General features: G+C 35.4%; 19 protein-coding genes, 27 tRNA genes and 2 rRNA genes. 45 read left to right on the forward strand and 3 right to left on the reverse strand.

All coding sequences use genetic code 11. From position 1 onward, the window contains the following. Positions 1-185: 185 nt before the first annotated feature. The 38 genes from SOJ_RS06145 (at position 186) to fumC (ending at position 14,465) form a co-directional block, all read left to right on the forward strand. Positions 186-3,112, forward strand: a 23S ribosomal RNA gene (locus tag SOJ_RS06145). An 81-nt stretch (positions 3,113-3,193) separates the two neighbouring features. After that, positions 3,194-3,308 (forward strand): 5S ribosomal RNA (gene rrf / locus SOJ_RS06150). Between the two features lie 10 nt (positions 3,309-3,318). Next, a tRNA-Val gene (locus tag SOJ_RS06155) sits at positions 3,319-3,394 on the forward strand. 13 nt (positions 3,395-3,407) lie between these two features. After that, positions 3,408-3,483 (forward strand) — tRNA-Thr (locus SOJ_RS06160). 6 nt (positions 3,484-3,489) lie between these two features. Next, a tRNA-Lys gene (locus SOJ_RS06165) sits at positions 3,490-3,565 on the forward strand. Between the two features lie 13 nt (positions 3,566-3,578). Next, positions 3,579-3,660: transfer RNA gene (locus SOJ_RS06170), tRNA-Leu, on the forward strand. 3 nt (positions 3,661-3,663) lie between these two features. Continuing rightward, a tRNA-Gly gene (locus SOJ_RS06175) sits at positions 3,664-3,738 on the forward strand. A 7-nt stretch (positions 3,739-3,745) separates the two neighbouring features. Continuing rightward, positions 3,746-3,831, forward strand: a tRNA-Leu gene (locus SOJ_RS06180). A gap of 23 nt (positions 3,832-3,854) precedes the next feature. Beyond that, positions 3,855-3,928: transfer RNA gene (locus SOJ_RS06185), tRNA-Arg, on the forward strand. Positions 3,929-3,936: 8 nt separating this feature from the next. Beyond that, positions 3,937-4,010, forward strand: a tRNA-Pro gene (locus SOJ_RS06190). Between the two features lie 17 nt (positions 4,011-4,027). Further along, positions 4,028-4,103 (forward strand) — tRNA-Ala (locus SOJ_RS06195). 28 nt (positions 4,104-4,131) lie between these two features. After that, positions 4,132-4,205, forward strand: a tRNA-Met gene (locus SOJ_RS06200). Between the two features lie 27 nt (positions 4,206-4,232). Then, positions 4,233-4,306: transfer RNA gene (locus SOJ_RS06205), tRNA-Ile, on the forward strand. Positions 4,307-4,318: 12 nt separating this feature from the next. Continuing rightward, positions 4,319-4,411: transfer RNA gene (locus SOJ_RS06210), tRNA-Ser, on the forward strand. A gap of 42 nt (positions 4,412-4,453) precedes the next feature. Next, a tRNA-Ser gene (locus SOJ_RS06215) sits at positions 4,454-4,546 on the forward strand. A 13-nt stretch (positions 4,547-4,559) separates the two neighbouring features. Next, positions 4,560-4,631 (forward strand) — tRNA-Met (locus tag SOJ_RS06220). Positions 4,632-4,643: 12 nt separating this feature from the next. Next, positions 4,644-4,719, forward strand: a tRNA-Asp gene (locus SOJ_RS06225). 10 nt (positions 4,720-4,729) lie between these two features. Continuing rightward, positions 4,730-4,802 (forward strand) — tRNA-Phe (locus tag SOJ_RS06230). Positions 4,803-4,813: 11 nt separating this feature from the next. After that, a tRNA-Thr gene (locus SOJ_RS06235) sits at positions 4,814-4,889 on the forward strand. Between the two features lie 7 nt (positions 4,890-4,896). Further along, positions 4,897-4,980 (forward strand) — tRNA-Tyr (locus tag SOJ_RS06240). Positions 4,981-4,997: 17 nt separating this feature from the next. Continuing rightward, positions 4,998-5,071, forward strand: a tRNA-Trp gene (locus tag SOJ_RS06245). 2 nt (positions 5,072-5,073) lie between these two features. Further along, positions 5,074-5,146: transfer RNA gene (locus tag SOJ_RS06250), tRNA-His, on the forward strand. 11 nt (positions 5,147-5,157) lie between these two features. Next, a tRNA-Gln gene (locus tag SOJ_RS06255) sits at positions 5,158-5,229 on the forward strand. Positions 5,230-5,237: 8 nt separating this feature from the next. Then, a tRNA-Cys gene (locus SOJ_RS06260) sits at positions 5,238-5,311 on the forward strand. Positions 5,312-5,318: 7 nt separating this feature from the next. Beyond that, positions 5,319-5,393: transfer RNA gene (locus tag SOJ_RS14370), tRNA-Gly, on the forward strand. Between the two features lie 18 nt (positions 5,394-5,411). Further along, positions 5,412-5,486 (forward strand) — tRNA-Gly (locus SOJ_RS14375). Between the two features lie 18 nt (positions 5,487-5,504). Next, positions 5,505-5,579: transfer RNA gene (locus SOJ_RS14380), tRNA-Gly, on the forward strand. Between the two features lie 19 nt (positions 5,580-5,598). After that, positions 5,599-5,673 (forward strand) — tRNA-Gly (locus SOJ_RS06265). Positions 5,674-5,714: 41 nt separating this feature from the next. Further along, a tRNA-Leu gene (locus SOJ_RS06270) sits at positions 5,715-5,800 on the forward strand. 223 nt (positions 5,801-6,023) lie between these two features. Continuing rightward, positions 6,024-7,106: a PTS transporter subunit IIC gene (locus SOJ_RS06275; protein ID WP_002507229.1), complete on the forward strand. Its 1,083-nt coding sequence runs from the start codon at positions 6,024-6,026 to the stop codon at positions 7,104-7,106. A 168-nt stretch (positions 7,107-7,274) separates the two neighbouring features. Continuing rightward, complete coding sequence (locus SOJ_RS06280; RefSeq protein ID WP_002507230.1) at positions 7,275-8,738, forward strand: ABC transporter substrate-binding protein/permease; 1,464 nt, start codon at positions 7,275-7,277, stop codon at positions 8,736-8,738. Next, complete coding sequence (locus tag SOJ_RS06285; protein ID WP_002507231.1) at positions 8,731-9,453, forward strand: amino acid ABC transporter ATP-binding protein; 723 nt, start codon at positions 8,731-8,733, stop codon at positions 9,451-9,453. The genes SOJ_RS06280 and SOJ_RS06285 overlap by 8 nt, the downstream gene beginning before the upstream one ends. Positions 9,454-9,633: 180 nt before the next feature. Next, a complete protein-coding gene (queG, locus tag SOJ_RS06290; RefSeq protein ID WP_037539488.1) occupies positions 9,634-10,764 on the forward strand; it encodes a tRNA epoxyqueuosine(34) reductase QueG in 1,131 nt (376 codons plus the stop codon). Between the two features lies 1 nt (position 10,765). After that, positions 10,766-11,236 carry a tRNA (uridine(34)/cytosine(34)/5-carboxymethylaminomethyluridine(34)-2'-O)-methyltransferase TrmL gene (trmL, locus tag SOJ_RS06295; protein ID WP_002507233.1) on the forward strand — a complete coding sequence of 157 codons (471 nt, stop codon included), beginning with the start codon at positions 10,766-10,768 and terminating at the stop codon, positions 11,234-11,236. A gap of 183 nt (positions 11,237-11,419) precedes the next feature. Continuing rightward, entirely contained in the window at positions 11,420-12,019 is a 600-nt protein-coding gene (locus SOJ_RS06300; protein ID WP_002507234.1) for a 6-phosphogluconolactonase, read from the forward strand. A gap of 23 nt (positions 12,020-12,042) precedes the next feature. Next, entirely contained in the window at positions 12,043-12,228 is a 186-nt protein-coding gene (locus SOJ_RS06305) for an SAS053 family DNA gyrase inhibitor (protein ID WP_002507235.1), read from the forward strand. Between the two features lie 207 nt (positions 12,229-12,435). Continuing rightward, complete coding sequence (locus SOJ_RS06310) at positions 12,436-12,852, forward strand: hypothetical protein (RefSeq protein ID WP_002507236.1); 417 nt, start codon at positions 12,436-12,438, stop codon at positions 12,850-12,852. Between the two features lie 227 nt (positions 12,853-13,079). Then, the gene (fumC, locus tag SOJ_RS06315) at positions 13,080-14,465 is read left to right on the forward strand and encodes a class II fumarate hydratase (RefSeq protein ID WP_002507237.1); all 1,386 of its coding nucleotides are present in this window, start codon (positions 13,080-13,082) and stop codon (positions 14,463-14,465) included. A gap of 71 nt (positions 14,466-14,536) precedes the next feature. Here the strand turns inward: fumC and SOJ_RS06320 are convergent, their stop codons facing one another. Beyond that, positions 14,537-15,364 carry an RluA family pseudouridine synthase gene (locus tag SOJ_RS06320; RefSeq protein WP_002507238.1) on the reverse strand — a complete coding sequence of 276 codons (828 nt, stop codon included), beginning with the start codon at positions 15,362-15,364 and terminating at the stop codon, positions 14,537-14,539. Between the two features lie 196 nt (positions 15,365-15,560). Between SOJ_RS06320 and SOJ_RS06325 the strand changes: the two genes are divergently transcribed. The 3 genes from SOJ_RS06325 to SOJ_RS06335 all read left to right on the forward strand — a co-directional run bounded on the left by SOJ_RS06325 (position 15,561) and on the right by SOJ_RS06335 (position 18,721). Then, complete coding sequence (locus tag SOJ_RS06325) at positions 15,561-16,670, forward strand: GAF domain-containing sensor histidine kinase (RefSeq protein WP_002507239.1); 1,110 nt, start codon at positions 15,561-15,563, stop codon at positions 16,668-16,670. Positions 16,671-16,692: 22 nt separating this feature from the next. Continuing rightward, positions 16,693-17,316 carry a response regulator gene (locus tag SOJ_RS06330; RefSeq protein ID WP_002507240.1) on the forward strand — a complete coding sequence of 208 codons (624 nt, stop codon included), beginning with the start codon at positions 16,693-16,695 and terminating at the stop codon, positions 17,314-17,316. A gap of 121 nt (positions 17,317-17,437) precedes the next feature. Continuing rightward, entirely contained in the window at positions 17,438-18,721 is a 1,284-nt protein-coding gene (locus tag SOJ_RS06335) for a dicarboxylate/amino acid:cation symporter (RefSeq protein ID WP_002507241.1), read from the forward strand. 146 nt (positions 18,722-18,867) lie between these two features. Here the strand turns inward: SOJ_RS06335 and SOJ_RS06340 are convergent, their stop codons facing one another. Further along, complete coding sequence (locus tag SOJ_RS06340) at positions 18,868-19,182, reverse strand: hypothetical protein (RefSeq protein ID WP_002507242.1); 315 nt, start codon at positions 19,180-19,182, stop codon at positions 18,868-18,870. A 233-nt stretch (positions 19,183-19,415) separates the two neighbouring features. On the opposite strand from SOJ_RS06340, the gene SOJ_RS06345 reads away from it, so the two are divergent. Further along, positions 19,416-19,775, forward strand: coding sequence for a hypothetical protein (locus tag SOJ_RS06345; protein WP_002507243.1), 360 nt, complete (start codon positions 19,416-19,418; stop codon positions 19,773-19,775). Between the two features lie 177 nt (positions 19,776-19,952). On the opposite strand, the gene purU is transcribed toward SOJ_RS06345, so the two are convergent. Further along, entirely contained in the window at positions 19,953-20,804 is an 852-nt protein-coding gene (gene purU / locus SOJ_RS06350) for a formyltetrahydrofolate deformylase (RefSeq protein WP_002507244.1), read from the reverse strand. A gap of 430 nt (positions 20,805-21,234) precedes the next feature. On the opposite strand from purU, the gene xdrA reads away from it, so the two are divergent. The 3 genes from xdrA (at position 21,235) to SOJ_RS06365 (ending at position 23,564) form a co-directional block, all read left to right on the forward strand. Next, positions 21,235-21,699, forward strand: coding sequence for an XRE family transcriptional regulator XdrA (gene xdrA / locus SOJ_RS06355; protein WP_002507245.1), 465 nt, complete (start codon positions 21,235-21,237; stop codon positions 21,697-21,699). Between the two features lie 321 nt (positions 21,700-22,020). Beyond that, positions 22,021-23,151: a DUF445 domain-containing protein gene (locus SOJ_RS06360; RefSeq protein ID WP_002507246.1), complete on the forward strand. Its 1,131-nt coding sequence runs from the start codon at positions 22,021-22,023 to the stop codon at positions 23,149-23,151. 68 nt (positions 23,152-23,219) lie between these two features. Next, the gene (locus SOJ_RS06365; RefSeq protein WP_002507247.1) at positions 23,220-23,564 is read left to right on the forward strand and encodes a YlbF/YmcA family competence regulator; all 345 of its coding nucleotides are present in this window, start codon (positions 23,220-23,222) and stop codon (positions 23,562-23,564) included. Positions 23,565-23,629: the final 65 nt, after the last annotated feature.

Genomic DNA, 23,629 nt, shown 5'->3' on the forward strand with positions numbered 1-23,629 from the left:
TTTTGTACATTGAAAACTAGATATGTAAGTAAAATTTATGATTTTACCAAGCAAAACCGAGTGAATTAGAGTTTTAAAAAGCTTGAATTCAAAAAATAGAAATAATCGCTAGTGTTCGAAAGAACACTCACAGATTAATAACATTTTAGGTTTTCAACCGATTTTATCGTGTTGAAGGTCGAAAAGATTAAGTTATTAAGGGCGCACGGTGGATGCCTTGGCACTAGAAGCCTACGAAGGACGTTACTAACGACGATATGCTTTGGGGAGCTGTAAGTAAGCTTTGATCCAGAGATTTCCGAATGGGGAAACCCAACACGAGTTATGTCGTGTTATCGATATGTGAATACATAGCATATCTGAAGGCAGACGCGGGGAACTGAAACATCTTAGTACCCGCAGGAAGAGAAAGAAAAATCGATTCCCTGAGTAGCGGCGAGCGAAACGGGAAGAGCCCAAACCAACGAGCTTGCTTGTTGGGGTTGTAGGACACTCTATACGGAGTTACAAAAGAACAAATTAGACGAATCATCTGGAAAGATGAATCAAAGAAGGTAATAATCCTGTAGTCGAAAGTTTGTTCACTCTTGAGTGGATCCTGAGTACGACGGAACACGAGAAATTCCGTCGGAATCCGGGAGGACCATCTCCCAAGGCTAAATACTCTCTAGTGACCGATAGTGAACCAGTACCGTGAGGGAAAGGTGAAAAGTACCCCGGAAGGGGAGTGAAATAGAACTTGAAACCGTGTGCTTACAAGTAGTCAGAGCCCGTTAATGGGTGATGGCGTGCCTTTTGTAGAATGAACCGGCGAGTTACGATTTGATGCAAGGTTAAGCAGTTAATGTGGAGCCGTAGCGAAAGCGAGTCTGAATAGGGCGTTGAGTATTTGGTCGTAGACCCGAAACCAGGTGATCTACCCATGACCAGGCTGAAGTTCAGGTAACACTGAATGGAGGGCCGAACCGACTTACGTTGAAAAGTGAGCGGATGAGTTGTGGGTAGCGGAGAAATTCCAATCGAACCTGGAGATAGCTGGTTCTCTCCGAAATAGCTTTAGGGCTAGCCTTAAGTAATGATTATTGGAGGTAGAGCACTGTTTGGACGAGGGGCCCTTATCGGGTTACCGAATTCAGACAAACTCCGAATGCCAATCAATTTTATCTTAGGAGTTAGAACGCGGGTGATAAGGTCCGTGTTCGAAAGGGAAACAGCCCAGACCACCAGCTAAGGTCCCAAAATATATGTTAAGTGGAAAAGGATGTGGCGTTGCCCAGACAACTAGTATGTTGGCTTAGAAGCAGCCATCATTTAAAGAGTGCGTAATAGCTCACTAGTCGAGTGACACTGCGCCGAAAATGTACCGGGGCTAAACATATTACCGAAGCTGTGGATTGTCCGTAAGGACAGTGGTAGGAGAGCGTTCTAAGGGCGTTGAAGCATGATCGCAAGGACATGTGGAGCGCTTAGAAGTGAGAATGCCGGTGTGAGTAGCGAAAGACGGGTGAGAATCCCGTCCACCGATTGACTAAGGTTTCCAGAGGAAGGCTCGTCCGCTCTGGGTTAGTCGGGTCCTAAGCTGAGGCCGATAGGCGTAGGCGATGGATAACAGGTTGATATTCCTGTACCACCAAATTTCGTTTTAAGCGATGGGGGGACGCAGTAGGATAGGCGAAGCGTACTATTGGATTGTACGTCCAAGCAATGAGACTGAGTGTTAGGCAAATCCGGCACTCTTAAGGTCAAGTTGTGATGGGGAGAGGAAATTGTTTCCTCGAGTCGTTGATTTCACACTGCCAAGAAAAGCCTCTAGCTAGAATTTTGGTGCCCGTACCGCAAACCGACACAGGTAGTCAAGATGAGAATTCTAAGGTGAGCGAGCGAACTCTCGTTAAGGAACTCGGCAAAATGACCCCGTAACTTCGGGAGAAGGGGTGCTCTTTAGGGTTAACGCCCAGGAGAGCCGCAGTGAATAGGCCCAAGCGACTGTTTATCAAAAACACAGGTCTCTGCTAAACCGTAAGGTGATGTATAGGGGCTGACGCCTGCCCGGTGCTGGAAGGTTAAGAGGAGTGGTTAGCTTCGGCGAAGCTACGAATCGAAGCCCCAGTAAACGGCGGCCGTAACTATAACGGTCCTAAGGTAGCGAAATTCCTTGTCGGGTAAGTTCCGACCCGCACGAAAGGCGTAACGATTTGGGCACTGTCTCAACGAGAGACTCGGTGAAATCATAGTACCTGTGAAGATGCAGGTTACCCGCGACAGGACGGAAAGACCCCGTGGAGCTTTACTGTAGTCTGATATTGAAATTCGGTACAACTTGTACAGGATAGGTAGGAGCCTTTGAAACGTGAGCGCCAGCTTACGTCGAGGCGTTGGTGGGATACTACCCTTGCTGTGTTGGATTTCTAACCCGCACCATTTATCATGGTGGGAGACAGTGTCAGATGGACAGTTTGACTGGGGCGGTCGCCTCCTAAAGAGTAACGGAGGCGCTCAAAGGTTTCCTCAGAATGGTTGGAAATCATTCATAGAGTGTAAAGGCATAAGGAAGCTTGACTGCGAGACTTACAAGTCGAGCAGGGTCGAAAGACGGACTTAGTGATCCGGTGGTTCCGCATGGAAGGGCCATCGCTCAACGGATAAAAGCTACCCCGGGGATAACCAGGCTTATCTCCCCCAAGAGTTCACATCGACGGGGAGGTTTGGCACCTCGATGTCGGCTCATCGCATCCTGGGGCTGTAGTCGGTCCCAAGGGTTGGGCTGTTCGCCCATTAAAGCGGTACGCGAGCTGGGTTCAGAAACGTCGTGAGGACAGTTCGGTCCCTATCCGTCGTGGGCGCAGGAAATTTGAGAGGAGCTGTCCTTAGTACGAGAGGACCGGGATGGACATACCTCTGGTGTACCAGTTGTCGTGCCAACGGCATCGCTGGGTAGCTATGTATGGACGGGATAAGTGCTGAAAGCATCTAAGCATGAAGCCCCCCTCAAGATGAGATTTCCCAACTTCGGTTATAAGATCCCTCAAAGATGATGAGGTTAATAGGTTCGAGGTGGAAGCATAGCGATATGTGGAGCTGACGAATACTAATCGATCGAAGACTTAATCAAATTTAAAAAGTGTTTTGTTTGGCATTATCAAATTTTACTTACTATCTAGTTTTGAATGTATAATTTTTATATATTTCATTGTCTGGTGACAATGGCAAGGAGGTCACACCTGTTCCCATGCCGAACACAGTAGTTAAGCTCCTTAGCGCCGATGGTAGTCGGACTTACGTTCCGCAAGAGTAGGACGTTGCCAGGCAATTTTATACGGAGGATTAGCTCAGCTGGGAGAGCATCTGCCTTACAAGCAGAGGGTCGGCGGTTCGAACCCGTCATCCTCCACCATTTATTTTTAATAGCCGGCCTAGCTCAACTGGTAGAGCAACTGACTTGTAATCAGTAGGTTGGGGGTTCAAGTCCTCTGGCCGGCACCATGTTTTGAGCCATTAGCTCAGTTGGTAGAGCATCTGACTTTTAATCAGAGGGTCAGTGGTTCGAGCCCACTATGGCTCACCATTATTTTAATATCGCGGGTGTGGCGGAACTGGCAGACGCACTAGACTTAGGATCTAGCGCCTCACGGCGTGGGGGTTCGACTCCCTTCACCCGCATATGCAGAAGTAGTTCAGCGGTAGAATACGACCTTGCCAAGGTCGGGGTCGCGGGTTCGAATCCCGTCTTCTGCTCCATTATTTTGCCGGGGTGGCGGAACTGGCAGACGCACAGGACTTAAAATCCTGCGGTGAGAGATCACCGTACCGGTTCGATTCCGGTTCTCGGCATTATCCCATAAAAATAGAATTATGCGCCCGTAGCTCAACTGGATAGAGTACTTGACTACGAATCAAGAGGTTACAGGTTCGACCCCTGTCGGGCGCACTATTTTACGGGAAGTAGCTCAGCTTGGTAGAGCACTTGGTTTGGGACCAAGGGGTCGCAGGTTCGAATCCTGTCTTCCCGATATCCTTAAAATAATATGGGGGCTTAGCTCAGATGGGAGAGCGCCTGCTTTGCACGCAGGAGGTCAGCGGTTCGATCCCGCTAGTCTCCACCATATATTTAAATGCAATCTAAATTACAACGGCGGCGTAGCTCAGCTGGCTAGAGCGTACGGTTCATACCCGTGAGGTCGGGGGTTCGATCCCCTCCACCGCCACTAATTATTAGTTGTAAATTATATTTAGGACCTTTAGCTCAGTTGGTTAGAGCTAACGGCTCATAACCGTTCGGTCGCAGGTTCGAATCCTGCAAGGTCCATATAATTTTTTTGGAGGAATACCCAAGTTCGGCTGAAGGGATCGGTCTTGAAAACCGACAGGAGCTTAACGGCTCGCGGGGGTTCGAATCCCTCTTCCTCCGCCATTTTTATAATAATTGAATATAATTTATTTACCTAATATTTTTGGAGGAATACCCAAGCCCGGCTGAAGGGATCGGTCTTGAAAACCGACAGGGGCTTAACGGCCCGCGGGGGTTCGAATCCCTCTTCCTCCGCCATTAATATTATTACCGCGGGATGGAGCAGCGGTAGCTCGTCGGGCTCATAACCCGAAGGTCGGTGGTTCAAATCCGCCTCCCGCAATTTTATATTTTAGGTCCCGTAGTGTAGCGGTTAACACGCCTGCCTGTCACGCAGGAGATCGTGGGTTCGAATCCCATCGGGACCGCCATTATTGTTATGGTTCAGTAGCTCAGTTGGTAGAGCAATGGATTGAAGCTCCATGTGTCGGCAGTTCGACTCTGTCCTGAATCATTTTAATGCAAGCCGGCCTAGCTCAACTGGTAGAGCAACTGACTTGTAATCAGTAGGTTGGGGGTTCAAGTCCTCTGGCCGGCACCATCTTTTTGGAGGGGTAGCGAAGTGGCTAAACGCGGCGGACTGTAAATCCGCTCCTTCGGGTTCGGCAGTTCGAATCTGCCCCCCTCCACCATATAACTTTAATTTAATAGGGGCATATTTCAACGGTAGAATACAGGTCTCCAAAACCTTTGATGTGGGTTCGATTCCTACTGCCCCTGCCATGGCGGTTGTGGTGAAGTGGTTAACACATCGGATTGTGGTTCCGACACTCGTGGGTTCGATCCCCACCATCCGCCCTTTGTATTTTTGGGCTATAGCCAAGCGGTAAGGCAACGGACTTTGACTCCGTCACTCGTTGGTTCGAATCCAGCTAGCCCAGTTTTTATTGGCGGCATAGCCAAGTGGTAAGGCAGAGGTCTGCAAAACCTCTATCACCGGTTCAAATCCGGTTGCCGCCTCCATCAATATGTGGGAGTAGTTCAATTCTTAGAACACGTTCCTTCCCGGAACGAGGTATAGGTGTAAGTCCTATCTTCCGCTCCAAATTTAATTATATCCCATGCGGGAGTAGTTCAATTCTTAGAACACGTTCCTTCCCGGAACGAGGTATAGGTGTAAGTCCTATCTTCCGCTCCAAATTTAATTATATCCCATGCGGGAGTAGTTCAACTTTCAGAACACGTTCCTTCCCGGAACGAGGTATAGGTGTAAGTCCTATCTTCCGCTCCAAATTTAATATTATTTTCATGCGGGAGTAGTTCAACTTTTAGAACACGTTCCTTCCCGGAATGGGGTATAGGTGTAAGTCCTATCTTCCGCTCCATTGATACTTCCACATAGGGAGTTTTTTATTTATTTAATTGGGCCGGCGTGGCGGAATTGGCAGACGCGCGGGACTCAAAATCCCGTTCCATTGATTTGGAGTGTCGGTTCGATCCCGACCGCCGGTATATATAACGTACTTAGATGTACATGTTAAGCAATCTCATAAGATGGGGTTGCTTTTTTATGTTTAAAGTTTGTTAAATGCTAATGCCTTTAATTATTTTACTCAATTGCTTAATATCACTTTATAACACAAGCTATGCAATATTAATATAATTAAAGTAAATATTGTAGTTTTTGGTAAAGTATAATATTATTAGTCTAATGTTATATTTGGAGGAAAATTCAATGGTTAAAACTAAATCAACCAAAATTAAAACAACTAAACCAAATGGAAGGCAATTTTTTGCTAATATCTTACAAGCTGTTGGTGCAGGGGTAGTTATTGCGTTAATACCTAATGCATTATTAGGTGAACTGTTAAAGTTCTTTAAAGAAGGTAATGAATTATTAGAAACAATATATCAATTAGTAGTTTTGATTCAATCATTTATGGCTTTTATTATAGGTGTGTTAGCTGCACATCAATTTAAATTTAATGGTGCAGGGGCTACGATGATAGGTGTTTCTGCTATGTTAGGTAGTGGAGCTGTTAAAATTACTCCTGATGGATTTATACTAAATGGTATTGGTGATATTATTAATACTATTTTGGTTGTAATTATTGCTTGCTTTTTATACTTAATATTACAGAATAAATTGGGTTCATTAGAAATGATCTTGTTACCAGTCATTATTCCTGTAGTAAGCGGAATTATTGGTCTATATACATTAGGCTATGTATCTAATGTTACAAAAGGTTTAGGCCATATAGTGCATTCATTCACTGAACTCAATCCATTATTGATGTCAGTGTTAATATGTGTGACTTATTCATTGCTGATGGTAACGCCAATATCGGTTGTAGCTATTGCAACAGCAATTAGTCTATCTGGACTAGGTAGTGGTGCAGCTAATATGGGAATTGTTGCAGCCTGTGTTACATTCCTATTTGGATCAATAAGAGTTAATGGTGCTGGTGTGAATCTAGTATTAATTATTGGCGCAGCTAAGATGATGATACCTGTCTATTTCAGACATTTAATTATCGCGATACCTTTAACAATTAATGGTATTATAGGTGGCTTGATTGCTTACTTTATTGGTATTGAAGGTACACCGATGTCAGCTGGTTTTGGTTATACCGGACTTGTAGGGCCAATTAACGCCTTTAACCGTATGTCTGGAGATCCAACAATGAATATCATATTATTAATATTTGGTTATTTCATTATTCCTTTTGTTGCAGCATTTTTTGTTCATGAGTTATGTAAAAAATTCATTGGTAAATATACTGATGACATATACAGTTTTGAAATTCCTAAACAGTAATTTTAATTGACCTAATGTATATTAGGTCTTTTTTTATACATAAATAATGCATATTTTGTCTTTTTTATAAAAAAATCACTATTATAGATAGCTTTTGTATAAAAAGTTATTGAATAATATTACGTTATTATGTATAATAATTAATTATATAGAGAGGGGTTAACCAAGATGAAACACACTATTAAACTATTTATGGTCTTTATTATATTTATTAGTACCATAATTACATACATAAATCCTGATGCTCAAGCAGCAGAAGAAGATCAATGGGATAAAATTAAAGAACGTGGAGAATTGAGAGTAGGTTTATCTGCAGATTATGCACCTTATGAATTTGAACATAATGTGAATGGTAAATCTGAATATGCCGGTATTGATATTGATTTGGCAAAGAAAATTGCAAAGGACAATGATGTAAAGCTAAAAATTGTTAATATGCAATTTGATAGTTTGTTAGGAGCAATTAAAACTGGGAAAATCGATTTAATCATTTCTGGAATGACACCAACACCTGAACGTGAAAAAGAGGTAGATTTCTCAAATCCATATATGACGGTTGAACAAAAAATGATTGTTAAAAAGTCTGAGGCAGATAGATTTCAAAATATAGATGATTTTGCTAATCAAAAAATTGGTGTACAAAAACAAACACAACAAGAAAAAATTGCTCAAACAGAAATTGAAAATGCACAGATACAATCTTTAACGAGAGTACCTGAAGTAATCATGTCATTAAAGAGTGGCAAAATAAACGGGATGGTTATTGAAGGACCAGTTGCAGAAGCTTACTTGAAACAAAATGAAGATTTAGCATTTGCAGATGACGTGAAATTTAATGAAGGTACGAAACAAACAGCAATTGCAGTACCTAAAAATTCCCCTGAATTAATGCAAAGACTTAATGCTACTATTAAAGATGTTGAAGATAAAGGTTTACTAGCAGATTATAAAGCATCAGCTGCAGAAGCAATGAAAAAGGACGAAGGAAATTTCTTTACTAAATATGGAAACTTCTTTATAAAAGGTATTCAAAATACGATACTCATTTCAATTGTGGGAGTAGTGCTAGGTGCAGTGTTTGGTGCATTTATTGCGTTATTAAAACTAAGTAAAGTTAGAGTTTTAAGATGGTTAGCTTCCGCCTACATTGAATTCTTAAGAGGCACACCATTGCTCGTGCAAGTATTTTTAGTTTATTTTGGTACAACAGCAGTATTAGGTTTAAATATTTCTGCATTAATTTGTGGTATGATCGCGCTTGTAATTAACTGTTCTGCATATATTGCTGAAATTATTAGAGCCGGTATAAATGCAGTAGATAAAGGACAAACTGAAGCTGCACGTAGTTTAGGATTATCTTATGGCCAAACTATGAAATCAGTTATATTACCACAAGCTATTAAAAATATTTTACCTGCCTTAGGTAATGAGTTTGTAACAGTAATTAAAGAATCTTCTATAGTATCTGTAATCGGTGTTAGTGAAATTATGTTTAATGCACAAGTTGTTCAAGGTGCCTCATTTGATCCGTTCACACCATTGATCATAGCAGCTATACTGTATTTTATTCTCACATTTACATTATCTAGAATTATGTATTTCTTTGAAGGGAGATTGAAAGTTAGTGATTAATATTAAAAACTTATACAAGTCATTTGGTAAAAATGAAGTTCTAAAAGGTATTGATTTTACTGTAAATCAAGGCGAAGTAGTAGCAATCATAGGTCCTTCAGGTAGTGGGAAAAGTACCTTACTGCGTTGCATGAATCTACTAGAGACGCCAACAAGTGGTGAAGTTATATTTAAAGACAATAATTTAACGAGTAAAGATACAGAATTAGAAAAATTGCGTCAACAAATGGGGATGGTATTTCAAAATTTCAATTTATTTCCGCATAAAAAAGTAATAGATAATGTTATTTTAGCGCCTAGTTTATTAAAAAAAGGGAATCAAAATGACTTGAAAAAAGAGGCCCAGTTGTTATTAGAAAAAGTGGGTCTAGAGGATAAATCTGATGCATATCCAGCACAATTATCTGGTGGTCAAAAGCAAAGGGTAGCAATTGCTAGAGCATTAGCGATGAACCCTGAAGTTCTATTGTTTGATGAGCCGACATCAGCGCTTGATCCAGAGGTTGTAGGAGACGTATTGAAAGTTATGAAAGATCTAGCTAAAGAGGGTATGACAATGGTAGTTGTAACCCATGAAATGCATTTTGCTAGAGATGTAAGTGATAAAGTGGTATTTATGGCTGATGGTGTCATCGTTGAGTCTGGGACACCAGAAGAAGTCTTTGACCACCAACAACATGAAAGAACGAAAAACTTCTTATCAAGAGTTTTGTAATTATTTAATAATAAGACTGAATTGGTAACATAGGATTGTTTAAAATCAATCTTATGTTATTGATTTGGTCTTTTAATTTTTTATATTTAAATTATAATAAAAGTATTATAGCTAATACTCTAAAGCCATACGAATGTGTTAAACTGTAGAATGTATGTTTTTAAGGTGGGGTGTATGAAAATGGATTTAAACCAATTAAAACAAGATGTTATAGACTATGCCCATTCAATTGGTATTGATAGTATTGGTTTTACGACAGCTGATCCTTTCGATGAAATGAAGCAAAAGTTAGTGGATTATCATGCAAAAGGTTATGCATCTGGTTTTGAAGAATCTGATATAGAGTTAAGAACAGAACCGAAATTAAACTTGCCAACAGCGAGATCTATTATAGCAATCGGCGTTGGCTATCCAAATAAATTAAAAGGTGCGCCTAAAAGTGTCCGTGGAGACAGAAGAGGTATGTTTGCCAGAGCTTCTTGGGGGCAAGATTATCATACTATTATGAGAAAACGGTTAGACAAATTAGGTGAGTATTTACAATCTAGAGTAGAAGACGTTGAAATTAAATCAATGGTAGATACGGGAGCATTATCTGATCGTGCTGTAGCAGAACGTGCAGGGCTTGGGTTTGTAGGAAGAAATGGCTTTGTCATCAATCCTGACCTTGGCACATGGACGTATTTAGGCGAGATGCTAGTTAGTATACCTTTTGCTCCTGATGACCCGTTAATCGATAGCTGTGGCGATTGTACGATTTGTGTCGATCGTTGTCCAACAGGAGCACTCGTTGGAGATGGACAGTTAAATAGTCAGAAATGTATTAGTTTTTTAACTCAGACGAAAGGCTATCTCGAAGATGAATATCGTTATAAAATTGGTAATAGACTTTATGGATGTGATACATGTCAACAAGTGTGCCCGAAAAATAAAGGGATTAACACACAACATGACGATATAGTATTAGAACCTGAAATTTTAAAACCAAGACTCGTGCCTTTATTAAAAATGAGTAATAAAGAATTTAAAAATACTTATGGTCATTTAGCAGGAGCATGGAGAGGTAAGAAACCGATTCAACGTAATGCAATTATTGCTTTAGCACATTTCAAAGAAGAAACAGCAATACCAGAATTACAAAATGTTGCGTTAGATGATCCAAGACCTATGATCAGAGCTACAGCATATTGGGCGATAGGACAAATTCAAGGCGAGGCTGCTAGACCATTTGTTGAACAACATTATGATAATGAACTAGAAGAGGTTCAAATTGAAATGTTAAAAGGACTTGAAACGAGGAGCGAAAAATAGAATGACAAATCACATAGTATTATATCAACCACAGATACCAGGTAATACAGGCAGTATAGCAAGAACATGTGCAGGCACATATACACATTTACACTTGATTAAGCCACTTGGTTTCAGTACAGATGACAAGATGTTAAAGCGTGCTGGATTAGATTATTGGGAAACTGTTAATATTACTTATCATGAAAGTATCGAAGACTTTTTTGAAGCAACAGAGGGCACTTATTATTTATTAACTAAATTTGGAAAGAAAACATATTCAGATTTTGATTTTACTGATACTGCTCATGATCATTTCTTTATTTTCGGACGTGAAACGACAGGATTACCTGACTGGGTGAAAGAAACGTATCAAGAAACGGCATTACGTATTCCTATGAATGATAATATTAGATCATTAAACTTATCTAATACAGCATCATTACTTATTTACGAAGCATTACGACAACAAAGTTTTCCAGAATTACATTAATAAATGCGCTAAATGAATGAAAATAATGTGGTAGATTTGTATAATAGAGATAAGTCTTATAACTTAGCATTTAGTTAATTAAATTGATACATTAGTGATGTTGTGGTTTATCTCCATTACATCAAGGGTATTAATAAAAATAATGCTAGAACGCGTCTTAATAAAAAGAGGAGTGTAATTACTATGGCAATGAACTTTAAAGTTTTAGAAAACGAAAAAATTGTAGCTGAATATGCTGCAGATATATTAAGAAAACAATTTAACAACAATCCGACGACTATTGCAGGTCTACACCTTTCTAATGATAATTCACCAGTATTAGATGAATTAAAGAAAAATGTAGATAATCATCCTGTAGACTTTAGTCAAATCAACATTTTAGATTATGACGATAATAAATCTTATTTTGAAGCTTTAGGTGTACCTGAAGGTCAAATTTATAATGTTTCATTTAATGAAGACACTGAATCATTTATCAGTGATAAAATTAAAACAAAAGAAAATAAAGGTAAATTGATTACACAAGTACTATCAATTGATACTAATGGAAAATTGAACGTAAGTGTAAAACAAGGTCTATTTTCAGCACGTGAAGTTATATTAATTATCACTGGCGCTGACAAAAAAGAAGTTGTTCACAAATTATATGAAGAAAATGGTAAAACAAACTTTGAACCGTCAGATTTAAAAGCACATCGCATGGTAAATGTGGTTTTAGATGAAGCGGCAGCAGAAGGATTACCTGAAGATGTAAGACATTATTTCACAGCACGTTTTGCTTAATATAAAAATGTGAGGTGATAGGTATGGCAAACGAAAAAGATAATAAGCATTTACAAAATGATGCATTTGAACCTGAAAATGAAATGGTCAGTGACTACGAAGATGTAGTAGAACTTGGTAAGGAAATGGAACAAATTTCCGAGGAAAATGATGAAGCTAAGTTAGATAAATCACATGATCCAGAAGTTCGTTCAGATTTAAAAGATTAGTTTTAATTTAGCTCTTTGTTGAATTTGTTATTCACAAAGGGCTATTTCTATGTCTTTTTATAGCAATCGAGACTTTAAGAAGATGAAAATTTAACTTTTTGATTTTCAAATAACACGATAAATTATTTTCAATTTAAAAAGAAATGCCAAGTTAAAAGTGAATGTGTTATTATTATATCATTATTGGATTTAAGGAGACTTATACATATGTTAAGTAAGTATTGGAAATACATTATGATTAGTGCTGTCATTGTTAATTTAATTTCTATTAAAGGCTTTCCTATGGCAATTGGTGCACTCTACTTACCCGTGTTATTTAAAGTTATAAAATTGCAGATAAATTTATCGCGTGGACTTGTTGATCAAGTTAATGCTTCTACGTTTGTTAAAGGTAATCAAACAGGAATTATTATAAGTGTGATATGTTGTATTGTAATAACTGTATTGCTATTTAAACCATTAGGAGATTTTTATAATGGTTTAACTGGGTTCTTAGGTACATTAGTTACGATTAGTCCTGTTACTATGGTTATCGGTGCGATTCTACTCATATTAACAGCAGTAGGCGTAATACAAGCAGCAAAAGTACAATTCAACAAAATAAACATTACTAAAGAAAGTTAAATTTCATAGTGTTAGATGATTTATAAAAAATACCGTAAAATCTTATTGATTTTGACGGTATTTTTTTATGGAAAAGTGAAATGTTATAGTTAATAAAGTAAAATAATAACTCATAAATACAGTTTAAAATAAAATAATATGTAAACGCTCTATAATACGATTGCCCCTTTAAAATAATTAATGCTATACTAAAGCTGAATAACGAATAATGAAGGGGAGAATTTGAAATGTCAGTTAGAATTGAACATGATACATTCGGTGAAATTGAAGTACCTGCAGATAAATATTGGGGTGCTCAAACAGAAAGAAGTAAACGCAATTTTCCAGTAGGTAAGGAACAAATGCCAATTGAAGTTGTTTACGGATTTGCTCAGTTAAAAAGAGGGGCAGCTTTAGCTAACAATGAATTAGGAAAACTATCAGATGCTAAAAAAGATGCCATTGTTTATGCTTGTGACCGTGTCATTAATAAAGAGCTAGATGAACATTTTCCATTAGTGGTTTGGCAAACAGGTAGTGGCACACAAAGTAATATGAACGTAAACGAAGTTGTAAGTTATGTAGCTAATGAATATTTAAAATCACAAGGCAGTGATGAAACGATTCATCCGAATGATGACGTTAATAAATCACAAAGTTCAAATGATACATTCCCAACAGCAATGCATGTTGCATTATATAATGAAGTAGAAACAAAACTTGAACCAACTTTAAAAGCGTTGCGTGATACTTTTAAAGAAAAAGAAGAACAATTTAACGATGTTATAAAAATTGGACGTACGCATTTACAAGATGCAACGCCTATTCGTTTAGGACAAGAAATTAGTGGATGGCGTTTCATGCTTGATAAATGTGAAACTTTATTAGGCGAATCAAAAGCACACATTTTAAATTTAGCGATTGGCGGTACAGCTGTAGGTACAGGTATTAATGCACATCCAGAATTTGGCGATAAAGTAGCTAAATTCATTTCAAAAAATACAGGTTATGCATTTGTATCATCTGAAAATAAATTCCATGCTTTAACAGCACACGACGAAGTGGTTCAATTACATGGTACTTTAAAAGCATTAGCAACTGACTTGATGAAAATTGCTAATGATATAAGATGGCTAGCATCAGGCCCGCGTGCAGGGCTTGCTGAATTATCTATTCCTGAAAATGAACCAGGTTCATCTATTATGCCAGGAAAAGTAAATCCGACACAATGTGAAATGTTAACAATGGTAGCAGTACAAGTTATGGGTAACGATACTGCAGTAGGCATTGGAAGTTCTCAAGGTAATTTTGAGCTTAACGTATACAAACCTGTCATTTTGCATAATACATTACAATCAATTTATTTATTAGCAGATGGTATGCAAACATTTAATGAAAATTGTGCAGTTGGTATTGAGCCAATTCATGAAAATATAGATAATTATTTAAACCAATCATTAATGCTAGTGACTGCTCTAAATCCACATATTGGATATGAAAATGCTGCAAGTATTGCTAAAAAAGCACACCGTGAAGGTCTTACATTAAAAGAATCTGCGATACAATCAGGTCATGTGACCGAAGAACAATTTGAACAGTGGATCAAACCTGAAGACATGGTTGAACCAAAATAAAAAATACTTTAAAAAGCCAACGCTTCTTTAAATAGAAGGCGTTGGCTTTTTTTGTAATATATTAATATGATTTAAATTTCATCGTCCATACTTACTGAAATTGTTTCTTGCGTAAGTGGGTGGATAAATTCAATTTTATAACTATTTAGTTGAAGTTGTCTTAGTGTTGAATTACCGTATAATGGATCACCAATTACTGGATGGCCAATTTCAGCTAAGTGAACACGAATTTGATGGGTCCTACCTGTATCTAATTTTAAATCTACTTCGCTTACATCTTCTTTAATCATTTTAGAATTAATAATATGTGTAATTGCAGTTTGTCCAGTAGGTGACACTCTACGTTTATTTGAGTGGAATTTATCTTTGCCAATTGGCATATCAATCGTTTGTGGTTTGATAGGTAATAAACTGTGCACATTTGCTTTATAAATACGATCAATTTCATTTTCTTCCAACATACGGTCTAAAATTTTCTTCATTAATGGATTTTTAGCAACAATCAATAAACCAACTGTTTCTTGGTCTAAGCGGTGTATTGGCTCAACGTAATCACTCTTGACTGTATAGATAACGTGATTCATGAGTGTATTACTCTCTTTTAAATCATTCGGGTGTGTTTTAACACCTTTTGGTTTCATTACAACAGCGATATCGTCATCTTCGTAATAAATCTGAGCGTATCGATAACTTGGTAAATAATTGCTTACTTCTTCTGGTGTAGGAATATAAGCTATGTCACCAGTGTTTACTTTAGACATTAATGTTGCTGGTTCATCATTAATTGTAATTAACTTAGACATATTTAAATTATGTAAGTCTTTTTTAGGTAAGTGCAATTGTTGAAAAATTTCTCTCAATGTTAATTGATTATATTTAATAGGGATTTCAAATTTCATAGTATCCTCCTTGATTATCATATATAATCATACCATAAACAACGTGTTAAAAATATTAGACATAGTAATTCTATGAAATTTATTTTATTGTTAATTAAATCATTTTGTAGGTTAATCGTAACTATATTTTTCAATTAGTTTATGAGTCTGTATAATATATGTAAAGTAATATTGTATAAAAGAATGGACTGGTTAAATGGAAAAACCGACTAGACTTGCTTTATTAAAAGAAATTGCAGAATTTTTAAATGTAGAAACAGAAACATATAGTATGATGCAAGGTGCATTGAAGTCTTTAATTCAAGGAAGCGAGTTTACAACAGGCTGGATTTTCTTTATTGATGATTCAGGTCAACATGAGCTTGTATCTCATATAGATTTACCAGGCGCATTAGCCAAACAAAATTGTAAATATATGTGTGAAGGCACGTGCTGGTGTGTTCAAGCTTATCAAAATAAGAAATTGACCAAAGCTTCTAATATCATTAATTGTTCGCGTATCAACCTTGCAAACCGTGCATATCATGATGAAACAGATGGTGTCACGCATCATGCAACTGTACCGCTAAGGTCGGGGGAAGAACAATTCGGACTATTAAATGTTGCTACACCACATACAACGCATTATAGTGAAGAAGATTTAGAAATGCTTGAGTCTGTAGCATTTCAAATTGGCTCTGCAATCAAACGTATTTGGCTAACGGATCAAGAAAAAGAAGCAGCTCGCATAAGTGAACGAAATCGCTTAGCAAGGGATTTACATGATTCAGTGAATCAAATGCTTTTTTCTGTAAAATTAACAGCCCATGCAGCTGAAGGAATTACCAATGAAGAAGTATCACGCAAGGCTTTTCAAGTGATAGAACAAACAAGTCAACAAGCTGTTAACGAGATGCGAGCTTTGATTTGGCAATTAAAGCCAGTTGGATTAGAACAAGGTTTAGTTAACGCACTGAAAAAATACAGCACGCTTTTACAACTTGAATTAACTGTTAAAGTAGATGGTCTGATCAATCTGCCAAGTATAATTGAAGAAAATATTTATCGTATTATACAAGAAGCAATGAATAATACAAAAAAACATGGTGGTACCAAACAAATAGATTTATCGTTGATTCAAAAAGATAGTTATTTAACTATTGATATAGTAGATCAGGGCAAAGGATTTAATATTAATAAATCCAACCCACCAGACTCTCATGGTTTAAGTAATATGAGACAACGTACAAAATTGATTAATGGTAAATTAGAAATAGATTCAACTCAAAATAAAGGCACTACAATTCATATAGCAGTTCCATTATAGTTTTTTTGAAAGGAAGTTTAACATGCATCGAATTATACTCGTGGATGATCATCATATCGTAAGACAAGGATTAGAATTCCTATTATCTACTGTTGATGATATAGATGTTATAGGAGGGTTTTCAGACGGTAAATCTTTCTTTGAATATTTAGAAACAAATGAATTACCTGATATTGTATTATTAGATTTAGTTATGCCAGAAATGAATGGTATTGAAATTACAGAAATGATGAAAAAGTCGTATCCAGAAGTGAAAATTTTAGTCCTTACAAGTTATGTGGACGATGAACATGTCATTTCCGCAATTGATAAGGGTGCAGATGGATACGAGATGAAAGATGTAGAGCCAGACCAATTAATAAAAACAATTAAGAAAGTACTTTCAGGCGAGAAAACGATACACCCTCAAGCGCAAAGTGTCATCGAAGCGGTGAGTAAAAAGCCACATTTTACTAATAAATTATCAAAGCGTGAATCTGAAGTGCTAGCAGAGATGACTAAAGGTAAAACAAATAAAGAAATTGCAGAATCATTATTTGTTTCTGAGAAAACTATAAAAACACATGTGAGCCATATTTTTAACAAACTTCAAGTAACTGATCGCACACAAGCAGCGATATATGCGATGCAAAACAATCTCATTTAGTATAGCGAATCTACAGTATTGGAAGCGGATTCATTTTTTTGTAATTATTTTCAAATTTTGCTTTTATTTATATAAAATTACTATATAATACAGAGTAATAAACAATAGGGGGGATAATGCAATGAAAACAAAAAACCTTTCAATGAAGATTGTCATAGCATTAATATTAGGTATTGCCGTTGGTTCAATTTTTAATATGTTTGCACAATCTGCATTCGTAATTAATGTTGATAAATATGTGTTTAATGTTATTGGGCAAATTTTCTTGAATTTAATATTTATGTTAGTAGTGCCAGTAGTATTTGTATCAATCGTTTTAGGAGTGGTAGGGGTTGGGGACCCGAAACTACTTGGTGGTATAGGTTTAAAAACAATTACATTCTTTTTAGCAACTACAGCTTTAGCAATTACAATTGCTATGTCTTTGGCATTGATATTTAATCCAGGAGAAGGTAAATCTGATTTATTAAATAGTGAAGATGTTTCTAGTTATCAAAAAACTTTAGATAAAGAAGAGGGCTCACAAAGTGCTGCAGCCAGTCAATCGTTCGATCAAACTTTAATTAATTTATTTCCAAAGAATCCATTACAATCAATGACTGATGAAAATATGCTTCAAATTATCACATTTGCTATTTTTATTGGGGTCGGTCTTATTATGGTTGGTTCCAAAGCACAAATGGTACATAAATTTTTTGAACAAACCAACGAAGTACTCATGTACATCGTGACAATGATTATGAGTGTCTTTGCACCAATTGGTACGTTTGGTTTAGTTGCACATGCCTTTACAGGAGCAGGTTTTGGTGCTATTAAACAATTAGGTATGTACTTCTTTATCGTATTGTTAGCACTCGCAATTCATTTCTTTGTAGTTTATGGATCGGCAGTTAAATTTATAGGGAAAACAAGTCCATTGAAATTCTTCAAAGCATTTATTCCAGCGATTTCGCTTGGATTTAGTGCTTCTAGTTCAACAGCAACGTTACCAGTATCACTAAGATGTACCAAGAAAATGGGAGTGAGACCTGAAATTGCATCCTTTGTTCAACCTTTAGGTGCGACAATTAATATGGATGGTACAGCAATTATGCAAGGGGTAGCAACTATCTTTATTGCTCAAATTTCAGGCGTGGATCTTTCAATTGGTCAAATTATTACTGTAGTAGTGATTGCAGTTGTAGCATCAATTGGAACTGCAGGTGTGCCAGGTGTTGGTTTAATTATGTTAGCAATGGTATTAAATGCAGTGGGACTAGATCCAGCAGCAATCGGTATTATTTTAGGTATAGATAGATTGTTAGATATGACAAGAACATCTGTAAATATTACAGGTGATGCAGCTTGTGCTATGATTATTTCAAATCAAGCAGACAGAAAAGATGCTAAAAAAGCTCAAGCATAATTAGTTAATGGTATTTTAATAAAGAAGCCTCCCATTCAAACAATTGAATGAGAGGCTTCTTTAAATGCCAATTTAAAAATATGTATAGTTATTAATTTAGATGAGAACAAAATACTTTGATTTCTAAGTAAGAATGACTTCAGACTTTAATTTTTATTAACGGAGTTGTAAATTTCTATAAATTGTTTGGCATCTTTACGATTCACTTGATCGAAAATCCACGATTCGCCATCGTTATCTATTATAACAATGCGGAATGGAGAAAATGAAAAACCAAATTTAATATTTTTAATATCTTTAAAGTGAAAAGTATCTTTAATTTCTGTTCCTTTCAGTACACCACTTGCTTTAAAGCAAATTTTATCATTTAGAAGTGTTAAAGTACCTGGAATTGCTTGAGCTGTAAAAACTTTCATAGCAGCGTATAGCGAAAACTCTGGATGGTGAGCTTTTAATGTCATAATAAACCCTCCGTCTTTAGTGAAATTTTTTCTAGTATATCATTTTTAAATGTATGCAACAAATAAGGAATTTACTTAATATAAATTAAAATTACAAATTCAAATCGAAACAGAAAGTTTTTTAGAATATATTTATATAAAAACTTTAAAAATTCTGAATATTTTGTTAGTGTTATAACCATGTTGCAAGGTAATCAAAATAAATTACAACATATTAAGGAGGAATTTTCTATATGGATACATTAAATTTTGTGAAAAGTAAGGGGTTAGTAAGTTTAATGGTTGCTGCTTTGATTATTTCGTTAGTAGGTGTCTTCAATAGTGCAAGTGCTGCAAGTATAGATAATCCTGTAGAAGTGAGCAAGAAGGATGATAGTACAGTACATCTTAAATTAAAAGAGGGTATCAAGGGTACTCAAGCTGAAGATGGGGCGGTTACGCTTACTGATGAAGATGGAGAATCTAAAGAATTACCTACGGAAGTAGAAAAAGACGGAGAAACAGTTAAGATAAAATATACAGAAACTGACGATGGATATGATATGGAAGTTTTAAGTAAAGAGACTACTAGTACGCAAGCAGCTTCAATTTAACAAGTTTTTGTTTTAAAATGGATTAACTCTCTAAATATAAATTTTAAGAGATTAGAACATAAGTAATCATGATGAAGTAAATCATTTAAACTAAAAAAGAGCCTTTATAGGCTCTTTTTTAGTTTATTAATTTTATTGATACTCTCTAGTTTTATATTGCTATTACTGTTTGTACTATTAATTAAATACGATTGTTTTATTTCCTTTTGTAACAATTACTTTGTGTTGTACATGGTATTCCACAGCTTGTGCTAATACACTTGATTCAACATGACGACCAATTTTTCTTAAGTCCTGGACATTATAACGATGAGTAATGCGCGTCACATCTTGATCAATGATAGGGCCTTCATCTAAGTCAGAAGTTACATAGTGACTCGTAGCTCCTACAAGTTTCACCCCACGTTCCCAAGCTTGTTTATAAGGATTTGCTCCAATAAATGAAGGTAAGAAGGAATGATGAATATTGATGATTTGATTTGGGTATTGGCTCACGAAATGATCACTTAGAATTTGCATATATTTTGCTAATACAATGAGTTCAATTTCGTGTTTAGCACAAATATCTAAAATGTCTTTTTCAACTAAATCTTTTGCATTATTACTAGGTACGTAATAAAAAGGAATATTAAACGTTTCTGCAAAATGTCTATTATTTTCGTGATTACTGACAACACATACAATTTCCGCAGGTATTTCTCCACGTTTCACTCTCAGTAAAACTTCATTAAACGCATGGTCTTCTTTTGAAACAAATAATGCGATTTTAGTTTTATGACTATTATCGAATAAATTAAATTCGATATCATTTTCACTTAGTGTTTTTTCTAAAGCTTCTTTTACTAAGGGTACTTTATTAAATTCAAATCTTAAATATAATTTTCCATCCGCATCTTGTGCATGACCATATTCAGTAAAATGATCTAAATGTAAAATATTAGAATCATATTGTGAAATGATATTTGTGATTAATGATGTAATTCCAACTTTGTCTGAACATGTAGCTAGTAATATGTATTTATCTTCCATTTTAAGCACCTCTAATTTTGAAAAGTAACTCAGAGTATAATGAAAATTCAGAAAAAAGTAAACGATTATAGCTCAATTTGATAACTTTTAAAATTTTTTAATCTTTTTCTATGCGTAAATAGGTAAAGTAGGCTATAATGATAAATAGTGTTTTTATCTTAAAAGAGTAATAAGTAATTTAGGAAAATGACACTTTTCACAAAAATAATACGCTTACAATCAAAATGTTTTTGTTTGTAACTTATTTATAAGATATAAGATTGATTATTTTGATAATTGCGCCAATGATAAAAAACGATGAAAATTTCATTTCACTCTTTTATTTTCTTGAAAATTGTATTAAGATGTAATTTGTGTTTCAAGAAGCGTGTATTATTGCAATTTCTTGTGTCCGGATAAAATATTCTTTTATGAAAGGTAGATTAAAGTAATGGATAGACAGCAATTCACAGATTTAATTCAAACAAAATTTAAAATGGTACGTATTGAAGCAGGTTATACGCAAGATACGATGGCCCAAACTATTGGTCTTTCAAAAAAGACATTAGTACAAATAGAAAAAGAGAGAGTATTACCTAACTGGACTACGTGTGTGTCAATTTGTGCATTATTCAGAGATTCAGATGTTTTAAATAGTACTTTTGGTTGTGATCCTTTAGAAATGGTACAAACGATTTCTCGTAATCATTGTGCATACCCTAACCATTCAACAACAAGTGACATATACTGGAATACGATTGATAGCCGCAACGGATTTATCTTACAAAGTAATAAAGTAAGTGATATCTATCGTGTGCTTAATAATGAAACGCAACCAATATTTGGAACGTCTAAATTAAGAGAAGCTGAAACATACTTCGGCAGAATATCAAAAGAAGAATTAATGCACGTATAATATTAATTCATTTTGTGATAGGAGAATCATTATTTATATAATTGGGTGACATGGGACTTTAAATTGTATATGAATGATTTAGTCACTTTACTCTACTTGACCTAAACAAAGATTTAGGTCTTTTTTTTATTTGGTTGTTTTGTAACTTTGTTATAGTTACTTGTGATATTTAAGATAAATTAAGTAACTAAATTTGAAAAACAAGGTATTTTTATTACACATTTTTATAGTAAGTATTATACAATGTAAAAATGATTGTAATTTAAAATAGTCTTTCAATAAAACAGAAATAAAGTATAGAATTCAAAGGAGAAATCATCTATGCAAACTTTTTTAATAATTGTATTTATGATGGTGATTGGGTCATTGATAGGTGGAGTAACAAATATTTTAGCAGTTAGAATGCTATTTCATCCATTTAAAACCTATTATATTTTTAATAAACGTGTGCCCTTTACACCTGGATTAATACCAAAACGTAGAAAAGAAGTCGCTGATAAGATTGGTCAAGTTGTTGAAGAACACTTATTAACGGAAAGTTTAATCCAATCAAAATTAAATGCACCATCTTCAAGACAAGCAATTGAAGAAGTATTACTCAATCAAATTCGAAAATTAAAGCAAGAACATATGACATTGCAATATTTTGCTGATAAGTTAGATTTAGATGTTACGCAGTTAGCAAATGAAAAATTAGACTTAATGATTTCAAATAAATTAGATGAATTTTACCAAGATAATCAAACTACACCTATCAAACAGATTATTCCTGAAAAGATAGAAGCTAGCATTGATAGTAAAATAGATTTAGTTCCTGATTTATTATTTGAAAGAGCAAGTGTGTACCTCAATTCAGAAAAAGGTGCGGCTGATATTGCATCTATGTTGGAGACTTTCTTCAACGAGAAAGGTAAAATAGTTGGATTATTACAAATGTTTATGACTAAAGAGAGTATAGCTGATCGTATTCAACATGAACTTATTCGTTTAACTAAACATCCTAAAGCTAAGGCAATTGCAAAACAGGTCATTGATAATGAATATGAGACTATGAAAGCTAAAAATTTAAATGAACTTGTTAGTGAAAGTCAGTACAATTCATTTAAAACTTCTGTAACTGAATTAGCCGTTGGTTATTTAGATGTAGATAAAGTATCAAAACAATCGTTTAATACTTTAATGCCAAGCTTTATTCATTTCTTAGAAAGCAAAGTTTCTCAAAAACTAACAGATGTTATTATAGAGAATATATCTAAACATATATCTCCAATCATGAAAAAGATTAATTTAAGACAAATGATTGAAGAACAAATTAATACATTTGATTTAGCTTATATAGAAAAATTAATTATTGATATCGCAAATAAAGAACTGAAATTAATTATGCTTTTAGGTTTTTTATTAGGGGGCATAATAGGGCTATTACAAGGCATAATTGCAATTTTTGTATAACATATTAAATTATGTTATTGTAATACCGATGTGGTTTTCACACATATACAAAAAAGGAGTGAAGCATAGTGGCAGTAAATTTACACGATCATGCAAATCAATTAGAACAAGCTTTAAGAGAAAGTGATGAATACCAAGCTATTCAAAAAGCTTATGCAAATGTTAAAGAAAATAAAGAGTCAAAAGAATTATTTGACGAATTCCGCGAAACTCAATTAGAATTCCAACAAAAACAAATGCAAGGTGAAGAAATCGGTGAAGAAGAGCTACAAAAAGCACAAGAACAAGCTCAAAAAATCGAAAATGATTCAAACATTTCAGAATTAATGGCTGCTGAACAAAACATGAGCCAAATATTCCAAGAAATCAACCAAATCATTGTTAAACCTTTAGACGAAATCTACGCTGACTAATATCAATTAATCAGAATTTTGATTTCCAGCTACAATACATTTTATGTATTGTAGCTTTTTTTGTT

Source organism: Staphylococcus sp. OJ82 (assembly GCF_000294465.1).
In the GTDB taxonomy this organism is placed as follows: Bacteria; Bacillota; Bacilli; order Staphylococcales; family Staphylococcaceae; genus Staphylococcus; species Staphylococcus equorum.

Bases quoted from the DNA above. Each gene is read 5' to 3' on its own strand.
- SOJ_RS06275 (WP_002507229.1), top strand. From the start codon at position 6,024: ATGGTTAAAACTAAATCAACCAAAATTAAAACAACTAAACCAAATGGA.
- SOJ_RS06280 (WP_002507230.1), top strand. From the start codon at position 7,275: ATGAAACACACTATTAAACTATTTATGGTCTTTATTATATTTATTAGT.
- queG (WP_037539488.1), top strand. From the start codon at position 9,634: ATGGATTTAAACCAATTAAAACAAGATGTTATAGACTATGCCCATTCA.
- trmL (WP_002507233.1), top strand. From the start codon at position 10,766: ATGACAAATCACATAGTATTATATCAACCACAGATACCAGGTAATACA.
- SOJ_RS06300 (WP_002507234.1), top strand. From the start codon at position 11,420: ATGGCAATGAACTTTAAAGTTTTAGAAAACGAAAAAATTGTAGCTGAA.
- SOJ_RS06305 (WP_002507235.1), top strand. From the start codon at position 12,043: ATGGCAAACGAAAAAGATAATAAGCATTTACAAAATGATGCATTTGAA.
- SOJ_RS06310 (WP_002507236.1), top strand. From the start codon at position 12,436: ATGTTAAGTAAGTATTGGAAATACATTATGATTAGTGCTGTCATTGTT.
- fumC (WP_002507237.1), top strand. From the start codon at position 13,080: ATGTCAGTTAGAATTGAACATGATACATTCGGTGAAATTGAAGTACCT.
- SOJ_RS06320 (WP_002507238.1), bottom strand. From the start codon at position 15,364: ATGAAATTTGAAATCCCTATTAAATATAATCAATTAACATTGAGAGAA.
- SOJ_RS06325 (WP_002507239.1), top strand. From the start codon at position 15,561: ATGGAAAAACCGACTAGACTTGCTTTATTAAAAGAAATTGCAGAATTT.
- SOJ_RS06330 (WP_002507240.1), top strand. From the start codon at position 16,693: ATGCATCGAATTATACTCGTGGATGATCATCATATCGTAAGACAAGGA.
- SOJ_RS06335 (WP_002507241.1), top strand. From the start codon at position 17,438: ATGAAAACAAAAAACCTTTCAATGAAGATTGTCATAGCATTAATATTA.
- SOJ_RS06340 (WP_002507242.1), bottom strand. From the start codon at position 19,182: ATGACATTAAAAGCTCACCATCCAGAGTTTTCGCTATACGCTGCTATG.
- SOJ_RS06345 (WP_002507243.1), top strand. From the start codon at position 19,416: ATGGATACATTAAATTTTGTGAAAAGTAAGGGGTTAGTAAGTTTAATG.
- purU (WP_002507244.1), bottom strand. From the start codon at position 20,804: ATGGAAGATAAATACATATTACTAGCTACATGTTCAGACAAAGTTGGA.
- xdrA (WP_002507245.1), top strand. From the start codon at position 21,235: ATGGATAGACAGCAATTCACAGATTTAATTCAAACAAAATTTAAAATG.
- SOJ_RS06360 (WP_002507246.1), top strand. From the start codon at position 22,021: ATGCAAACTTTTTTAATAATTGTATTTATGATGGTGATTGGGTCATTG.